The 16,906-nt window shown below is 58.9% G+C and carries 16 protein-coding genes; all 16 read left to right on the top strand.

Features of this window, described 5'->3' with window-relative positions; translation table 11 throughout:
* Positions 1-10 precede the first annotated feature (10 nt).
* From ACFCXQ_RS05395 to ACFCXQ_RS05320, 16 genes are read left to right on the top strand one after another with little or no spacing between them, the layout of a single operon-like run.
* Positions 11-577 carry a type IV conjugative transfer system protein TraE gene (locus tag ACFCXQ_RS05395; RefSeq protein WP_379553811.1) on the top strand — a complete coding sequence of 189 codons (567 nt, stop codon included), beginning with the start codon at positions 11-13 and terminating at the stop codon, positions 575-577.
* A complete protein-coding gene (locus ACFCXQ_RS05390; protein WP_379553809.1) occupies positions 574-1,329 on the top strand; it encodes a type-F conjugative transfer system secretin TraK in 756 nt (251 codons plus the stop codon). The genes ACFCXQ_RS05395 and ACFCXQ_RS05390 overlap by 4 nt, the downstream gene beginning before the upstream one ends.
* Positions 1,329-2,588 (top strand): TraB/VirB10 family protein, encoded by a 1,260-nt coding sequence (locus tag ACFCXQ_RS05385; protein ID WP_379553807.1) that lies wholly within the window; start codon positions 1,329-1,331, stop codon positions 2,586-2,588. The genes ACFCXQ_RS05390 and ACFCXQ_RS05385 overlap by 1 nt, the downstream gene beginning before the upstream one ends.
* Positions 2,585-3,448: a DsbC family protein gene (locus ACFCXQ_RS05380; protein WP_379553805.1), complete on the top strand. Its 864-nt coding sequence runs from the start codon at positions 2,585-2,587 to the stop codon at positions 3,446-3,448. Before ACFCXQ_RS05385 ends, ACFCXQ_RS05380 begins: the two co-directional genes overlap by 4 nt.
* Positions 3,445-4,008, top strand: coding sequence for a hypothetical protein (locus ACFCXQ_RS05375; protein ID WP_379553803.1), 564 nt, complete (start codon positions 3,445-3,447; stop codon positions 4,006-4,008). Before ACFCXQ_RS05380 ends, ACFCXQ_RS05375 begins: the two co-directional genes overlap by 4 nt.
* The gene (gene traC / locus ACFCXQ_RS05370) at positions 4,005-6,557 is read left to right on the top strand and encodes a type IV secretion system protein TraC (RefSeq protein ID WP_379553801.1); all 2,553 of its coding nucleotides are present in this window, start codon (positions 4,005-4,007) and stop codon (positions 6,555-6,557) included. The genes ACFCXQ_RS05375 and traC overlap by 4 nt, the downstream gene beginning before the upstream one ends.
* Complete coding sequence (locus ACFCXQ_RS05365) at positions 6,554-6,958, top strand: hypothetical protein (RefSeq protein WP_298336072.1); 405 nt, start codon at positions 6,554-6,556, stop codon at positions 6,956-6,958. The genes traC and ACFCXQ_RS05365 overlap by 4 nt, the downstream gene beginning before the upstream one ends.
* Complete coding sequence (locus ACFCXQ_RS05360; RefSeq protein WP_379553799.1) at positions 6,951-7,331, top strand: TrbI F-type domain-containing protein; 381 nt, start codon at positions 6,951-6,953, stop codon at positions 7,329-7,331. The genes ACFCXQ_RS05365 and ACFCXQ_RS05360 overlap by 8 nt, the downstream gene beginning before the upstream one ends.
* The gene (locus ACFCXQ_RS05355; RefSeq protein WP_379553797.1) at positions 7,328-7,834 is read left to right on the top strand and encodes a S26 family signal peptidase; all 507 of its coding nucleotides are present in this window, start codon (positions 7,328-7,330) and stop codon (positions 7,832-7,834) included. The genes ACFCXQ_RS05360 and ACFCXQ_RS05355 overlap by 4 nt, the downstream gene beginning before the upstream one ends.
* Positions 7,834-8,466 (top strand): type-F conjugative transfer system protein TraW, encoded by a 633-nt coding sequence (traW, locus tag ACFCXQ_RS05350; protein ID WP_379553795.1) that lies wholly within the window; start codon positions 7,834-7,836, stop codon positions 8,464-8,466. The genes ACFCXQ_RS05355 and traW overlap by 1 nt, the downstream gene beginning before the upstream one ends.
* On the top strand, positions 8,463-9,476 hold the full coding sequence (gene traU / locus ACFCXQ_RS05345; protein WP_298336065.1) for a conjugal transfer pilus assembly protein TraU: 1,014 nt from the start codon (positions 8,463-8,465) through the stop codon (positions 9,474-9,476). The genes traW and traU overlap by 4 nt, the downstream gene beginning before the upstream one ends.
* Complete coding sequence (gene trbC / locus ACFCXQ_RS05340) at positions 9,473-10,228, top strand: type-F conjugative transfer system pilin assembly protein TrbC (protein ID WP_379553793.1); 756 nt, start codon at positions 9,473-9,475, stop codon at positions 10,226-10,228. Before traU ends, trbC begins: the two co-directional genes overlap by 4 nt.
* Positions 10,228-11,946, top strand: a complete 1,719-nt coding sequence (locus ACFCXQ_RS05335; RefSeq protein WP_379554552.1) for a conjugal transfer protein TraN — start codon at positions 10,228-10,230, stop codon at positions 11,944-11,946. The genes trbC and ACFCXQ_RS05335 overlap by 1 nt, the downstream gene beginning before the upstream one ends.
* Positions 11,943-12,764, top strand: a complete 822-nt coding sequence (locus ACFCXQ_RS05330; protein WP_379553791.1) for a conjugal transfer protein TraF — start codon at positions 11,943-11,945, stop codon at positions 12,762-12,764. The genes ACFCXQ_RS05335 and ACFCXQ_RS05330 overlap by 4 nt, the downstream gene beginning before the upstream one ends.
* Positions 12,754-14,190, top strand: coding sequence for a conjugal transfer protein TraH (locus tag ACFCXQ_RS05325; RefSeq protein WP_379553789.1), 1,437 nt, complete (start codon positions 12,754-12,756; stop codon positions 14,188-14,190). The genes ACFCXQ_RS05330 and ACFCXQ_RS05325 overlap by 11 nt, the downstream gene beginning before the upstream one ends.
* 10 nt (positions 14,191-14,200) lie before the next feature.
* Positions 14,201-16,903 (top strand): conjugal transfer protein TraG N-terminal domain-containing protein, encoded by a 2,703-nt coding sequence (locus tag ACFCXQ_RS05320; protein WP_379553787.1) that lies wholly within the window; start codon positions 14,201-14,203, stop codon positions 16,901-16,903.
* Positions 16,904-16,906: the final 3 nt, after the last annotated feature.

Genomic DNA, 16,906 nt, shown 5'->3' with positions numbered 1-16,906 from the left:
GAGGAAGCAAATGAAATCTGAATTCGCCTATGGAGAAGCGCAGCGCCATTTGAAGCAGCGCAACCGCTTTGCCGCGCTGGCAGGCGTGCTGGGCCTCACCACGGTTCTCGCCGTCGGTGCCGCAGCAACCCGCGATGAAACGCTCATCCTCATGCCAATCACGTCGCAAAAAGTTGAGCTCTCCAGCGGCGCGATCGATGCGCCATATCTGGAACTTGTTACCCGCGACACAGCGCTGATGTTGCTCAACCGCGCGCCCGAAAGCCTCGAATATTGGATGGAGAGCGTCCTCAAGCTCGCTGATCCTTCTGCGCGCGGACAACTGAAGGCTGAGCTTATCAAAATCGTCGATGAGCAGCGCGGCTCGGACATCAGTCAGGCGTTCGTGATCGCACAAATCCATGTCGATCCTGACGCACTCACTTCGACCGTCAGCGGAACGCTCAAGACCTTTGTCGGCGCACAAGTGATCGCCAGCCAGACCCGCAGCTTTGAGTTCATCTGGCAGCGCCGCGGCCTCAGCCTTGGACTGACCGGTTTCCGCCAACTTCCTGCACAAGAGGAGGAAAGCCAATGAGCTTCTCCACCCGGTCCCTGCCGACAGCCCTTACAAGTGTGCTGCTCGCTTCAGCCTCGCTCATCCAGGCTTCCCCTGCGCGTGCCGATCAGTTTGTCGAAGCCGCTGATGGGGCAACGATTGATTGCGTCCTCGCGCGCGGTGCGCTCACCCGGATTGCGCTGATCAAAGACGGCTTTGCCAATGTCTCAAAGATGGCAAGCGGCTATCCCTATAATGATTTTGAAGTGACGCATGAGCCAGTGCGCGGCGACATCTATGTCTCCGTCCCGCAGCAATATGCGAGCGCACGGGTCAGCTTCTTTGCCACCAGCAGTAAGGGCCATGTCTACAAATTCGTCTGCGCAATCGAAGGCGATGAAGCGAGCCAGCTCTTCGTCACCAATCCAGCGCTAGCCAAACCCGAAGATGGCGACGGCTTGAACTCCGGACCATCCGAAGACAAAGCCGCGATCCGTCTGATCGAAGCGATGGCGAGCGATGCCGTCTTGCCAGGTTTCCGAGCGCGGGCTGCGCTGTCACGCTCGCGCCGCACTGGCAGCCTCGAAGTCCAACAGGTTGCAGAATACGAGGGCGGGGAACTCACCGGCCAAGCCTTCACCCTGCGCAATCTCGGATCTGAGACAATCGATCTTGCAAATGAGCGCGATGGGCCCGCAGGCGCGCTGGCCTTTGCCTATGCCAGCGAAACGCTCGCACCCGGCGAGACGACGCGGGCCTTCCTTGTCTTTGCCAAGGGAGGGCTGAAGTGATGGCTGAGAGCAATGCCAAAGCGCCCGACAGCAAAAGAGCGGGTCTCAACAGCGCGATCGCCAAACGGCAAAAGCTGCTCCTCGCCGGGATCGGCTCAGTAGCCCTCATCGGCGGGTCGATGTTCATTTTCAGCGGCGATGAAGCGGAAAATGGCGCGGATGGCAGCGCAACCACCATCGATACAGGCGGGTTGGTCAACCGCAATCTCTCTCAGCGGGAATTTGTGGCGACCTACGGTAATCGGCTCGATGCGCAGGGCCGGGCGATCAAGGACCTGCAAGAAAGCCAGCTTCCCAAAAGCTCAATCGAACAGGAACTCGACACGCTGCGCAGCGAGAATGCGCGCATGCTGAGCGATGGCCAGGCCGCGATCGATGCGATCTCAGCTGAGAATGCGGCCCTTCGTTCGGAGCTCGAAAGTGCAAGAGGGAATCCTCCTGTGGCGCCTGTCGCGCCGATTGCTCCGCCTCAGCCTGGCTCCAAGCCAACAGCATTGGAGCCGGCAGCGCTCACCGAGCCAAAAGCAAGCCTGCTCAGCTTTAAAAGCGAGAACTCCAAGGCTGCGCCCACCAATGTAAACGAGGGAGCACCGCCGCTGCTTTTGGAAGCGGGCAGAGACTACCTTCCGCCCAACAGCTATGCGCCTGCGACGGTCATTGTCGGGGTTGATGCGTCTACGGGCGTGACCAGTCAAAGCGATCCGCTCCCTGTGGTGCTGCGCATCACTGGCCCGGCGCGCTCTGTCCTCAAAGGCAATCGCCTCCTCACCACCGATTTGACCGGTTGCCTCGTCAATGGCGCGGCGCGCGGCGATCTCTCGGCTGAGAAAGTCTACGTCAAATTAGCGCGCATGACCTGCGCGCAGCCAGGCGGTCGTTATGCGGTAAGCGACGTCAAAGGCTTCATCGCCTTTGCTGGCAAGTCCGGCGTTCGCGGTCGCGTCGTAAGCCGCGAAGGCAGTCTTGTAAGCCAAGCGCTGCTCGCTGGGATTGTCGGCGGGTTTGGCCGGGGCTTTTCCGCCAACGCCAATGGCATTTTCGCCGGCCGTGTCGGCGAGGATGGCCAGCGCGGCGCACTTTCCCCCACCGACATTCTTGCAGGCGGCTTCGGTCAAGGCGCTGGCGAAGCCGCCGACACCGTCAGCCAATACCTCATCGAACGCGCCGAACAGTACCAACCCGTCGTCGAGATGCCGACCGGCATCGAAGTCGAAATCGTCTTTCTCGACGGCGTCCATGTCAGGAGCCCCTCTCAATGAACTTTCACGATTTTCGTCCCGGTCTGATGACACGGGCTATTCATTTCTCGATCGCAGCAGCGAGCGCCGCTGCCGTGCTCACCAGCGGTGTCGCCATGGTGACCGCCATCCCGGCCCATGCCGCGATTGCGCGCGATGTCAGCCAGGCGCTCAAGCTCCGGCTGCCAAAAACGCCGATTGATGCGCTAGATTGCAAGAGTTTTGCGCCCTGGTGCGAAGTGGTCTCAGGCGACACGCTTTTCTATATCGACGAGGCGGCGCGCTATCTCTTCGTCGGACGGCTCTATGATCTTGAAAAACGCCGTGATGTGACAGCCACTCGGCTGATCGAGCTCAACCCCGATCTTCTGGCCGCAGGAGCCGCGCGCGCCGCTGGAGGCGCTGATAGCGCGGATCAAAGCCACCCAGCCAAAGCCGCCAAGTCCAAAGTCGATACAGCTGGCCTTCCGAAAGACGGCGCAGTGCACTGGGGCAATCCCAGGGGTGAGAAGCTGATCGTCTTTTCAGACTTTCAATGCGGCTATTGCCGCCAGCTCACCGGCGCCCTCACAGACACAGGCCTTTTCATCGAAGAACGCCCGATCTCGATCTTTGGCGCATCAAGCCGCCGGATGGCTGAAGGTGTGCTCTGCGCGCGTGATCCCGTCAAAGCGATGCATCAGGCTTATGCCGGGCAGACACACCCAATACCCTCGAGCTGCGATGTAAGCGAGGCGCTAGATGCCAATGAGGCCTTTGCCAAAGCCAATGGCTTTTCCGGAACGCCCGTCATCGTTCGCGCGAAAGATGGTGCAGTGCTTCACGGCTACCGCAATGCGCAAACGCTGATCCGTTTTGCCAAAGGCGGAGCGGACCAATGAGCCGGCGCACCTACAAGCTTGCGATCTTTGCTGGGCTCGCTGTCACAATCAGTGGCTGCGCAACTTTGGGCAGCAATGTGAGCGGTGATTTCGCTTGCCGCGCGCCGGGTGGCAGCTGCGCGCCCACATCGGCGATTGATGATGCCGCGACCAAGGCGAGCTTGCCTCAAGAACCTGTCACTCAGGTCACAGCGCCAAGCAGCGACCGCAAGCTGCGTATTGTAGTCGCTGCGCGGCGTGATGCCAGCGGACGTGAGCACGAAGCGCGCGTTGTCCATGTGCCTTTGCCCGAGCCGCCGCATTCGGAGTGGCGAGCACCTCTTTCAACGGGCCACGTTCTTCGCGCGCTCGGCCGTGCCAGCCAAGGCACACAGCAAAAGCAACCCATTGCTCCACCTTCCAGTTTTACCCCGCAGCAGCTCCCGGACGTTCTGGTTATCCCCTCCCAGACTTCTCCGGAGCTGCCCGGCGCGAAAGCGCCGGCCGCAGGGGCACCCGGCCTTTCCCCCTCCCCAGGCCGGGTGCCCCAATCGCCAACAGATGATGGAGAGACGCTATGACCCTCTCACTAAGCTCTGCGCGCGATGCGCTTCTTTCAGGCCTGTTCGGCGATGCCAAAAAGGCCGACCAAACGGCGGCGCATTTTTCGCTTGAAATGCTGTCGGATTGGCTACCCTACCGCGTCTTCGATCAAGGCGCTGGGCTCTATCGCAACGCCCATTCGAAAGGCTTTGCGCTTGAAGTAACCCCGCTGATCGGTGCCGACGAACGCACGGGCGAAATCCTGGGCCAGTTCTTTTCTGAAAGTCTGCCGCGGGGCGCATGCCTCCAAGTGCTCAATTTTGCGAGCCCGCGCATCGGCTCGATTGTCGCGCCCTGGTTTGCTCCGCGTTACGAGCAAGGTGGCATCTATGAAGCGATAGCTAAAGCGCGCACCGACCGGCTTTACGATCTTGTCTGGCAATCTGGCTCCGAGCACGCGCCTTTCCATGCCCGCCATACACGATTGATCATTTCGCTTGGCGTGCCAGTTCCAAGCAATGTGAGCGACGCAGAGCTTAGCGAATGCCGCAAGGGCCTGATGGGCATGCTCAATTCGCTGGGCCTTTCGTCAATCCCGCTTGAGCCCGCTGGGCTCTTGGCGCTGATCGATGAACTCACATCGCCCACCACGGCGCGCGAGCGTGAGACTACACATTGGAACCGCGAAGACACGCTCGATGCCCAAGCGATCCGACGCGATATCGAACTGGAAGTCGAAGATGATCGGTTGATCCTTCGCACCGAGCGCTTTCGCGAAATCGGGCGAAGCCGCGATGGCGTGCCGCAAATGGGCGAATGCTATCCCGACCGCTTTGACGTTCGCCATTATGGCGTGCGTTCGACACCTGAACGCTGGGCGCCGTGGGAATGTGCGCGCCTCATCGGTGATATGTTCACCGACAAACTGCGCTTCCCTTGCCCTGCAGCCACGATGCTGTGCCTGCACTATCCCGATCAGGAAGCAGCTAGCGCTCGTGCAGGCTATAAATTCATGCGTACGACCAGCCTTTCTGAAACGAAAAGCGCGCGCTTTCTTCCCAATCTCTCCCAGCAATCGGCCGAATGGAAACACGTTCAGGCCGAGCTTCAAGCGGGCAAGAAACTGGTCAAACTCTTCTACGGTGTCACCACCATCTCCCCGCTTGGCGAAGGCGATGCGCATGAGCGCACAATCAAGGCAATCTACAAAGCGGCCGGATGGGATTTGGCCGACGAACGCTTCCTGCAATTGCAAGGTCTGGTCGCTGCGTTCCCGCTGAGCCTTGCAGACGGCCTTGTTCAAGACATGGCGCGTCTCAAGCGCTTTCGGACGATGCTCTCAACGACTGCCGCGAACATCGCGCCGATGCAAGGCGAGTATCTTGGCGGAGAAATCCCGCATCTCTTGCTGCTTGGAAGGCGCGGCCAACCCTTTTTCTGGTCGCCCTTCGAGAACAACGCGGGCAATCACAATATCGCGATCTGCGGTAAATCCGGTTCGGGCAAGTCGGTGCTGCTGCAAGAACTCTGCACCGCTTTGCGCGGCGCGGGCGCGAAGGTTGTCGTGATTGATGATGGCCGCAGCTTTGAACATTCAGTGAAGCTGCAAGGCGGTCGCTTTGTCGAGTTTACGCTCGCCTCTGGATTTTCGCTCAACCCCTTCTCGATGGTCGATGATGCGCGCGCCGAGGTCGACGAAGATTACCGGCTCGATTGCTTTGCCATGATCAAAGCGATCATCGGCCAGATGGCGCGGCCAAGCACGGCGCCATCGGACACCGAGCGTGGGCTGATTGATCAGGCTGTGACCCATGTATGGGATGCACTTGGGAGCGGCGGGGCCGTGGATGATGTCGCCCACGCGCTTCATTCAAGCGAGAACCAAGCGGGCAAAGAGCTTGCGACAGCGATTGCGCCCTTTTGCCAAGGTGGGAGCTATGCCGGGTTTTTCTCAGGCAAAGCCAGCTTTGCGCTCGAAGATGATTTCACCGTCTTTGAGATGAGCGATCTGGCGAGCCGCGAGGAACTGAGGAGCGTCGTTCTCTCCGCCATCATGTTCATGACCGGTCAGGCGATGACACGCAGCTCTAGGGCAACCAAGAAGCTGCTCCTTATCGACGAGGCCTGGGCCATGCTCAAAGGCGGGTCGATGGGCGAGTTTGTCGAGACTTACGCTCGAACAGCGCGCAAATATGGCGGCGCTCTTGCGACTGCCACCCAGTCTCTCAATGACTATTACAAATCGGATGGCGCGCGCGCCGCGCTTGAAAACAGCGACTGGATGCTTGTGCTCCAGCAAAAGCCCGAGACCATCGCCGACTTCCGCAAGGAAGCGCGGCTCGACATGGATGACCGCACTGAGACGCTGATCCGCAGCCTCAAGCGCTCGGGCACCGAATATAGCGAGATCTATGTGAAGGGCCCAGAGACAGAAGCGGTGGGAAGGCTGGTGCTCGACCCGCTCTCAGCCACGATCTTCTCCTCTGATCCTGACACCTATGCTGCCATCCAGAGCCATGTCGGAAGCGGCATGCCTCTAGAACGCGCAGTCGCTCTGGTTGCGGGCGTTTCGGGAGAAAGCCAATGACGCTCGAAACCAACACGCTTGTCGATCGCACACCGTTGCCCCTGACGAAATGGGCACAGCGTACGCGGCGCTCCTTCAATTGGCTCGCGCTCTTTCAAGGCAGCTGCTTTGTGCTGATCGAATGCGTCATCTTCGCAGCCAGCACTCTGTTACTGGTGCTTGGCCTGCCGCTGTTCGTTTTTCTGCTGCTCGCAGGCTGGGATCTCACCACGCTGTTCGCGCAGCTTGGCAATCTTGCTGACCATTACCGAACCGCTGAACCCCTAGCGCAGCGGCTCTTTGCATCGGATTTGCAGATCGCCTTCCTTATAATCGCGGGGACGCTTGCCCTCTTTAGAATACCAGGTTTCCTGCGTCGGCTTGAGCGCCGTCTCCATGAAGACGAGGTGTCCCATGCCTGATGCAAACCTAACCCGCCCGCTCCTTCTCAAAGCGCTTGTCATGTCAGCCTGCATCGCCGCTTTGCTTTGGGGCGCATGGATCACGCGAGAGATCACAAACGAACCACCCATCCAACGCATCGTCACAGTCCGGCTTGCCGAGACGATCGGGACATTTGTTGAAGAGGCTGCAAGGGCCGATGCCGATCCTGCGGCGGTCCAGGCGGCAAGCCTTGCCTATCTCAAAGCAGCGGAAAGCGCGGTTGAAGATATGGGGCGCGATGGCCGCGTCATTCTGGTTGCCGAAGCTGTGCTCGCAGGCGCAGCCGAAGATGCAACGCCCGAACTTGAAGCGCGCATCGCTGAAAAGCTCAAAGCGGGAGAGCGACAATGAATCTGCCTCTTCGCTTCAAGCGCCCGCTGCTCCTCCTAGGGGTCGTCCTCTTGCCGCTCGCCTGGGCACCACTCGATGCCTTTAGCAAAAACCACGCCTTCCTCATCAATGCGAGCCCAAGCCTGCCCAATTGGGCGTTCTGGCTCGATAAAGACGCGCAGATAACGCGTGACAGCCTGATATTCTTTGAGCCACCAAAAAGCGAGCTCGTCGAAACCCATTTTGGCAAAGAACCACAAATGTTCGGCAAGCGCGTGCTTGGCATGCCCGGCGATGTGGTTCGCCATGAAGGCGACCAAGTCTTCATCAATGGGAAGCCCATCGCGACGCGGCTCAAGAAAACCAGCCTGGGCATTTCGCTTGCCAAAGGGCCGCAAGGCGAGATCCCGGAAGGGTGTTTCTATGCCGGAACCGGTCATCCGCGCGGTCTTGATAGCCGCTATGCGGAAATAGGCTTTGTCTGCGCCAGGCAGATCATGGGCAGCGGGAGGGCTATCCTGTGATGCGCGCTGTACTCCCCCCTATCGCACTTTCACTCGCCATCCTGCCGACACAGGCAGAAGCGCGCGACTACGGTCAGCGCGGCGCGCTCTTTCCGATTGTCGAGCGCGACCTGCTCGAACAAATCCACTCGCGCCTTGTGGCAATGGAGAAGTCGGGCGAGACCGCGCGGCTCAATCAGGAATTGAAGCGGCGGACGATTGCGCGGGTTAGTCGGCCTGATCCTGTTCCCGGTCTCATCCGCGCGCATGAAAGCCGCAATTGGATCTTCGATCCAACCATCACGCTGGCTGCCGATATTCGCGGGGCAAAAGGCGAGCTCATCCATGCTGCCGGAACGCGGGTCAATCCGCTCGACAGTGTGAAGCTGCGCGCTGACCTTCTGTTCCTCGATGGCGATGATCCAGCGCAGATCCGATGGGCGCTTGAGCAAGACTCAAAGGCCAAGCTGATCTTGGTCAAAGGCGCACCGCTCGAACTCATGAAAGCTCGTCAACGCCGCTTCTATTTCGATCAAGCCGGCAAACTCACGGCCAAGTTCAACATCAAAGCTGTGCCAGCACGAGTGCGTCAGCAAGGGCGCATACTTGAGGTAAGCGAGATCGCTTTGCCAACGCGGAAGGTGCGGCCATGAGCAGTTTCCGCGCTTTCCTGGCTCTCGTGATCGCCTCGTTGTCGTTGGCCTTCGCTTCGCCCGCTTCCGCTGATGCCGGGCCGGGCAAATGCACCGGGCAATTCGTCAATCCGATCACCGATATTTGTTGGTCGTGCCTGTTCCCGATCTCGGTGGGCGGGCTAGAAATCTGGCCTAGCAGTCGGCCCGATCCCGACAATCCCGACCTGCCCGTTTGCCTGTGCGGTATCCGGCCCGGCATCGCCATGGGTTTCTGGGAGCCTGTCCGGCTTGCTGATGTCAGCATGAAGCCATGGTGCTTCGTCAATCTGGGCGGGATGAAGCTCGATCCCGGCTTCGATATCGGCTTTCGCTCGATTTCCGGGCCGTCTGCAATCGGCGGGGCAAGCCAGTATTATTCAAGCTGGCACGTCCACTGGTACGCCTATCCTCTTATCTATTGGATGGAGATCGTTGCTGATTTCCTGTGCCTCGAACCCGGCTCAATCGACATTCTCTACATCTCCGAGATTGATCCGCTGTGGCAGGACAGCGAGCTTACCGCGATCATCAACCCTGAAGCGGTGCTCTTCGCCAATCCGCTCGCGCTAGCCGCCTGCGCTGCCGACTGCGCGGCTTCGACCGCCAATCTTCCGCTTGATGAAATGTTCTGGTGCGCGGGCTGCCAGGGCTCAATGTATCCGATGAATGGCAATGTCTCGGCCTCGATCGGCCATGTGCAAGCCTCGCGGCTTGTGCTCTCACGCTTTGCCTACAAGCTGCACCGCCAGCTCGTTTCATGGGGGACGATGGGCTCAAAAGGGCTTTGCGGCAAATACCTCATGCCTGTGATGCGGAAGCAGCAATATCGCTTCCAAGCCACCAACCCCAATCCGGCGACCAAAGGCCGCTACGCATGCCCGCCCATCGGGGCATCGACCACCTTTCAATCCCCCGGACAGATGATCCCCGCCATTGGCGAAGACATGGGATATCTCGTCTGGCGCAAAAGGAATTGCTGCGCGCTATGAGACACGTCTTTTCGCTCTTCGCCATCACCAGCATTGCGATCGCTGCAACTGTGGCTGTGGCTTCGGCACAGGATGCTTCACCCGAGCTGGATCTTGCCGAAATCCGGGCTCGTGCGAGCGAACACACGAAAGACGCCGAAGCGCTCGCCACCGCAGTGCGCACGAAAGCCGATATTTTGGCACAAGAAGCCAAACAAACCCAGCAAGGGGCGATTGATAATCGCGCTGGCTACGCCGCAACTGCGCAGGCGGCGGTGGATGAAGGTCCGCTTGATCTTGATGGGATGATCCGCGCGCAAGCCGATGCAGAAGCGGCGAGCCTCACTGAGACACCCAAATTCATCGCCTTTGCTTCGCTCGGCATGCCTGAAGCTTCGCTGAAAGCGCTGGTGCGAGACATGACCCAAGCGGGCGGTATCACTGTCCTTCGAGGTTTCCCTCAAGGCGACAGCAAAGCCTTTAAGCAGCGTCTCGCAGCAATCTGGAGTGATGGTGATGAAGCCGGCGCGCTCGGCATTGATCCGCGTCTCTTTCGCGCTTTCCAGATCGAAGCGGCACCGAGCTTCGTCATGATCGCCAGCGATTTTTCTCCATGCGATGGATTCGACTGCACCGATGCCGTCCCACCACATGACCGCGTGGCTGGCAATATCAGCGTGGAAGAAGTGCTCGAGACCTTTGCAGGCGGCGGCGGCCCCGGTGCCCGCCTTGCCCGCCTTCATCTTCGCCGTATGCAAGGAGAGCACATGTGATCCGCCAATCATCCATCAAAGCTCTACTCTTCGCTCTGTCTTTGCTTGCCGCGCCTGCCTCGGCTCAGCAGCAGGAGGCCAGAAGCGATGGCAAAGCCTTTGGCGAGAGCCTGCGCGGTGAAGCGCAAGCGGCAAGCAAAAGTGAGCCGAACGCATCCGAGCTTCCCAATTTTGACCGCAACGCCGTGCGAAATCTCGAGCGGCTCGCCGATAATCCCGACCAGATCGAGGGAGCGGCCACAGCTACTTCGCGCAATCATCAAGGCCATCGCTTGGTGCGCGACAGCATGGCCAATCGCGCGCGCTTCGAAAGCGATGATATTGAAGCGGTGATCGCCCGCAGTCTGGCAATCAATAAGGCACCGCTTGATTACACCAGCGGTATGTCGATCTCGGGCAGTCAAGGCGAATGCGTCCCCTTGCCGCCTGGCTCCGGGTCCGCTGGCACTTACACAGCAACATGCAACACAGGCACACGGGTCGAGCAAGCCCAGGGGCAATGCTCTGTCCCGCTAGTCGCAAGCGTGACCCAGCGCCAGCAATGGCACTATCTCTGCAACGATACTGGCATCCAACAAGGTCTCCCATGGTGCTCTTCATTTAACAGCGGCTTGTGCCGCATCACCGGCTATCGACCAGGCCCATGTCTGCAGTGGTGGGATAACGGCTTTAACCGTTACTGCTCTGAACCGGGCGATCCTATCGCTGAGATTTCCTGCGACGCGCCTGACTCGCGCTACACGCCCTATGCGATCACCACGCAAAGCACGGTCGACGCCGCTCCAGATGAAACCCAGTGCCAGCCTTTTGCGGAGGATGGAGATTGCACACTCGATGCGGAAATCTGCACCGATGAGAGCCCGCGAACCCGAATTGTTGATGGAGTGGCTGTCACCCAGAGCTGCTGGGAATGGGAGCGAAGCTACACTTGCACATCACGCGAAGCGGCAAGCGATTGCTCGGATATCGAAGCGCTCGGCACCTGCCGCTTTGTGCGCGAAGAATGCATCACAGAGGAGGTTCCCTGTGAGACCTGGGAGCGCATCTACGAATGCCCGCTTCCAGAAACCGAGAACTCACCCCAGTTCGTCTGCGATGGCGATGTCTATTGCATCGATGGAAGCTGCGAGACCATTGAACGCACGCCCAATGATGAGTTCAAAGATGCGGTCACCGCGCTCAATGCAATGGATGAGGCGCGTGGGCAGTTCGATCCCAATACGCTGACGCTATTCCGCGGGACCCGAAACACCTGCTCGTCCAAAGTCTTTGGCGTGCTCAATTGCTGCAAGGGCAAAGGCTTTCCGCTGATCCCCGGCATCAGCTTGCTGGTCGCGCTTGGCTGCGACCGCGAGGAAGTGCTGCTCCATGAACGCGATGCGCAGGGGCTTTGTGCCTATGTCGGGACCTATTGTTCGAAGAAATTCCTCGGTGTCTGCCTGACCAAGAAGAAAGCCTATTGCTGCTTTGAGAGTAAGCTCTCGCGCATCTTGCAGGAACAGGGTCGCAAACAGCTCCCCAAACCATGGGACAAGCCCAAGCACGAGCAGTGCAAAGGATTTACCCTCGACGAGTTTGCGCAGCTTGATTTGAGCCTCATGGATTTCAGCGAAGTCTATGCCGAATTCACCGAAGCGGCGCGCCTCCCCGATGAGCTCGAAACGAGCATCCTCATCCAGCAAAAGATCGACGACTATTACGCAAGGGGCGGTCAATGATCAGCATAGCATCACGGCTCGCGCTAATCCTCATCTCGGCAGTCTTGAGCGCAGTGCCAGCAAGCGCACAGCGAGTTGAGAGCACCGAGAGAAGCTCTGCAGCAGACACGCTCTACTGCCAGGAGCGCAAGCTCGGCTATTGGTTCTATTGCGCCAAGCCGATCCCCAAAAACGAGCCACAGCAAGAGGTAGAACCGGAGCAGGAGGCGATACCAGCCACCCAAGAATTGGAAGCAATTACCAGCGAGCTGCGCGAGTTGAAAGCGCGCGCGATCCTCTATCCGACGAGAGTCAATGTCGCAGCGTACATCCGCTTCCAGCGCGCGCAGCTCGATCGTGCTTCGCTCTTCTCCGACGTCTGGCAGCGGGCCATCTGGCAGGATCCCGAACTCGATTACACGCTGCAGCGTCCTGTCGGTGCGGTCGCCAAAAAACAGTGGCAGGATGTGCGGGCAGCAGAACGCGACACCGTGATGGGCAGGCTCTCGGAGCGTTATGGCTTATTCTATTTCTTTAGCGCCACTTGTGGCCCCTGCGAAGTGATGAGCCCGATCGTTAAAGGCGTAGCCAGCCGCTGGGGGATCACCGTACGCGCGATTTCAACCGATGGCGGGCCGTCAAGGCATTTCCCCGACTACAGGGTCGAGACCAATCAAAGAGAGCGGATGGGCCTTGAGACCAAAGCAACGCCCGCTTTGGTCCTGTGGGACAGCGAGGCCAAACGGCCGATCCCGATCGGATACGGTGTGCTGTCCGCTGATGAGCTGCAAGACCGCATCTATCTCCTCACCTCAAAGGAAGCCGGACATGATTACTAGCATCAGAAACGCTGCGCTCGGCCTTGCTGCTGCCAGCATGATAGCCTCGCCTCTTGCGGCAAATGTCGGCGACAGCATGGACCGCTTCATGGATGATATGGGCGCGGCGGCCAACGTCACTGGTCCAACCGCCTTCGAAGGCCAGTCCGCAGGCTACTATAGTCTGGGCAATGTGTGGACGCGATTTCCGCAAAAGACGACCAACATCGCCAATCTGCAATTGCCAAGAGCGCGTGCGGGGTGCGGCGGGATCGATATCTTTGCGGGCTCCTTTTCCTTTATCAATGCGAGCGAGATGGTCGCGCTGATGAAGGCGGTGGCCAACAATGCAGTCGGCTTTGCCTTCAGCTTGGCGATCGATACCGTCTGCCCTGAATGCAATAAGATCATGCAGGAGTTTAGCCAAAAGGCTCAGCTCATGAACAATCTCTCAATCAACTCCTGTGAGATGGCGCAGGGGCTGGTGGGAGGGCTCTGGCCCAAAGGCGATTTGGCAGACAAAGCGATCTGCGAAGCGATCGGGAATTCTGAAGGCATCTTCACCGACTATGCCGCTGCCAAGCATGGCTGCGGTACGCGAGGCCAGCGCGCTTCCACAAATGAAAGCGCAAGTACTGACTATGCCGACGTCAATCCCGGCGTAGCGCGCAACTACACCTGGCACGTCCTTAAAGAGAGCGCCTTCTTCAACCCCAGCGGCACTTTCGACCGCGAGCTCGCCGAATACGCCATGACGCTGATCGGCACGGTTATCTACGTCCCGCCCAAGGATGACGAGCCGGGCAAGTTTGTGCCCTTCGCTGGCGATGCGTCTTCGACGCTGGTGAGCGCGCTGCTTGATGGAACCCAAGGCCAAAGCGTGCGCGTCTTCCGCTGCGATGAGACCGATCTCTGCCTGAACCCGAGTTTCCAGCAGATGAGTCTTTCGAACGCAAAGGCGATCAGACCACGCGTGGCGCAGCTCATTGGCAATATGGTCGATGCTATCCGGACGGACACGGCCATCGGGAATGCCGAGAAGGAGCTGCTTCAGGTCGCCTCGATCCCGCTCTACAAGATACTAACTGTTCAAGCCGCCTATGGGCGCGGGATGCCGACCGATGACCGCGATACGCTGGCTGAGATTGCGAGTGTCGACCTGCTCTATGCAATCCTTGACCGGATCGTCTCGGAAGCTGGCCGTTCGATGGCGAGCTTTATTGCCGCAGACGAAGCCAAGTTGGCGATCTGGCGCGGACAAGTGACCGAAGTGCGTAGCAGTCTCATCCAGCGGCAAGCGACAGGCCAAGCCAAAGTCTCTGCGATCATGCAGATCATCGAGAAGACAGCGATGATCGAAAGCGCGCTCGCCGCTTCGATGTCGCCGTCGATGTCGGCGGCGCTCGACTGGTCGCGCGGCCTTCAATCGCGCTCGATCGTGCCTTGAGGTAAAGATAATGGTCGAGATCTTCACCACCGGAGGTGGCGAATACATCGTCAATGTCCTGAACGCCGTAGCCGCATGGACAGGTGCCGGAGGCTACAAGAGCCTGATTCAGGTGGCGCTCGTTATGGCTATGACGCTGGCGGTTATAGTCGTTGCATTCAATCAGAATTGGCGCGCTTGGCTCAACTGGTTCTTGGGAGCGACACTCATCTATATGTGCCTGATGGTGCCGCGCATGGATGTGCAGGTGACAGACCGCGTCAATCCCAGCCTGGCTCCTGCGACTGTCGCCAATGTTCCGCTCGGCCTTGCACTTATGGCGAGCTTCACCAGCCAGATTGGCGATTACCTGACACGTTCGGCTGAGACCGTGTTCGGGCTGCCCGATGATCTCAACTATTCCAAGAACGGTATGATTTACGGCGCGCGCCTCCTCGAGGCGACGCGGAGCCTGCGCATCGCTGATCCTGAATTTGCCGCGAACTTCGATGAGCATGTGCGCCAGTGCGTGTTCTACGACCTGCTGCTTGGCCGCTATTCGATGAAAGAGCTCTCAGGAAGCGATGACATCTGGGCAACGATAGCGCCGGGTAGCCCAGCGCGCGCGCAGAAGTTCCTGACTCGCCAAGCTGATGACAGCGTCACAGCCAATATTGTTACCTGCCGTGAGGCGTACACAAGCCTATCTGGCCAATGGGCGAGCATGATCGATGAGATGACGCTTGTTGCCGTCCGCCAGCTCTATCCGAGGCAAACTGAAGTGCTCGCTAAAGCCAAGCTCATCGCGGACTTGCCCGTCGCTTATCAATATCTGACAGGCATTTCGAAGGATGCGAGCAGCATCTTTCGTCAGGTGCTGACGATCAACGCGATGAACCAAGCCATGCATGGCTTTGCCGGATCAAGCGGCGCTTCAAGTGTCGATGTGTTTGCCCAGACCCGAGCTGATATCCAGACCGAACGCACATATTCTTCGATCGCGCATAATGCGATGAAATGGGTGCCGATCCTCAATGTCGTGCTGACGGTGGTATTCTACGCGCTCTTTCCTGTTCTCTTCCCGCTTTTTCTCATGCCAAGGACCGGGCCGATTGCGCTGAGAGGCTATGTCACCGGCTTTTTCTACCTCGCTGCCTGGGGACCGCTCTTTGTCATCCTCCACATGATCTTGATGCTGAAAGGCGCGGGCGATGTCGCGGCAGCAAGCGGCTCGAGCGGTCTCAGCCTTGCAACCTTTTCCGGCATGACCGACGTCAACAACGATATTGGTATTCTCGCTGGATATCTTGTCGCCTCCATACCCTTCCTCGCAGGCGGGGTTGCCCGCGGGGCGATGGCCATTTCGGGCCAAGCCACAAGCTATCTCAATCCCAGCCAGAACGCGGCCGAAGAGGCAGCGCGCGAAGCGAGCACGGGCAACGTCTCACTTGGTAACACCAATCTCGACAATTCGAGCGTCTTCTCCCGCCAATTTGCGCAAGGCAGCCTCGCGCCAAACATCGCTTATGGCGCCGCGCAAACGCGAGGCTTTGGCGAGAACGGCACCCAGACAACTAGCTTCCCGCAAGCCGAGTTCGCCAACGTGCCGAACTCGAGCTATCCCTTTACCCCGACGCTTGGACAGGATTTCTCCGGCCGACTCTCGACCATGGCGAGCGAGAGCCGCAGCCAGAGCGAGACCTTCTCAAATCTCGCTCAGCAATCGACGAGCTCGGCGGTTACGCGATTCAGCGAACTGCGCGATGCTTACACCCGGTCGCGCTCGAATGAGACGGTCAGCGGAACATCAAGCAATGACAGCATTGGCAGAACCTTCAGTGAACTCGATAATGCATCGAACACACTCCAGCAGCAATTTGGCCTATCACGCCGGGCATCGGACGACATCACGGTCTCATGGTTCCTGAATGGCGATGGAGCTCTTGGTGTAAAGGGAGAAAGAGGCGCTGGATCAGCCGGTGTAGGCGTCAAGGGCGGACGCAATCAAAGCTGGACCGACAGCGATATCGGGATCGCCTCGGAAGATCGTTCGCGTATCGAAAGTGCGTTGAGCCAAATTTCAGAAAGCCAGAACTGGTCAAACTCGAGAGAAGGTTTCCTGCGCGAAACGAGTTCAAGCTCAGAAGCGCTTGTCTCGAGCAGCGCCGCCGGTGTCACAACCTCACTGACTGAAGCGCAAAGCTACACGCTCGAAGCACGGCGGGCAGAAGAGATAGCCAATAGGTTGGAGAGCCAGGCCAGCTGGTATGAAAGCACCAATGCAGCCGGAACCTTGAATCTAAGTCAGGCCTACCGCGAATGGGGCATGGCTGAGATCGATGCCAATCGCGATTATTACGGCCAAGCTCGCTTTGATGACATCGACTTCCAAATGAGCGCGCAAGGGCAACAACTGCAATCTCGCTTTGTTGAAAGCTACGCTGATGGCCTCAATGACGAGATCGCGAGCGAACTTGTCCTACCTGATGGAGCGCCGGTGGCGCGGCCCAATGTTGGAAGCGCAGGCGGTGTTCGCGGTTCTGTTCGTCTTGGCAGCGTGCCAAGCTCATTGGGGGATCCGTCAAATGGCAGAGAAGAGATCGCAGACGACGTTAGTCAGAGGCAAAGCGAGGGCTCTCGAGGCATTGTGCAAAGAAGAGGATCACTCAATCGGACCACGCGAGACGCACAAGGCGCGTCTGCAGAGGCAGCCGATAATGTGAAGGAGTGGTAGCTG

Source organism: Qipengyuania rhodophyticola, from assembly GCF_042493225.1.
Lineage (GTDB): Bacteria > Pseudomonadota > Alphaproteobacteria > Sphingomonadales > Sphingomonadaceae > Erythrobacter.
This window is presented reverse-complemented; position numbering and strand designations above follow the sequence as displayed.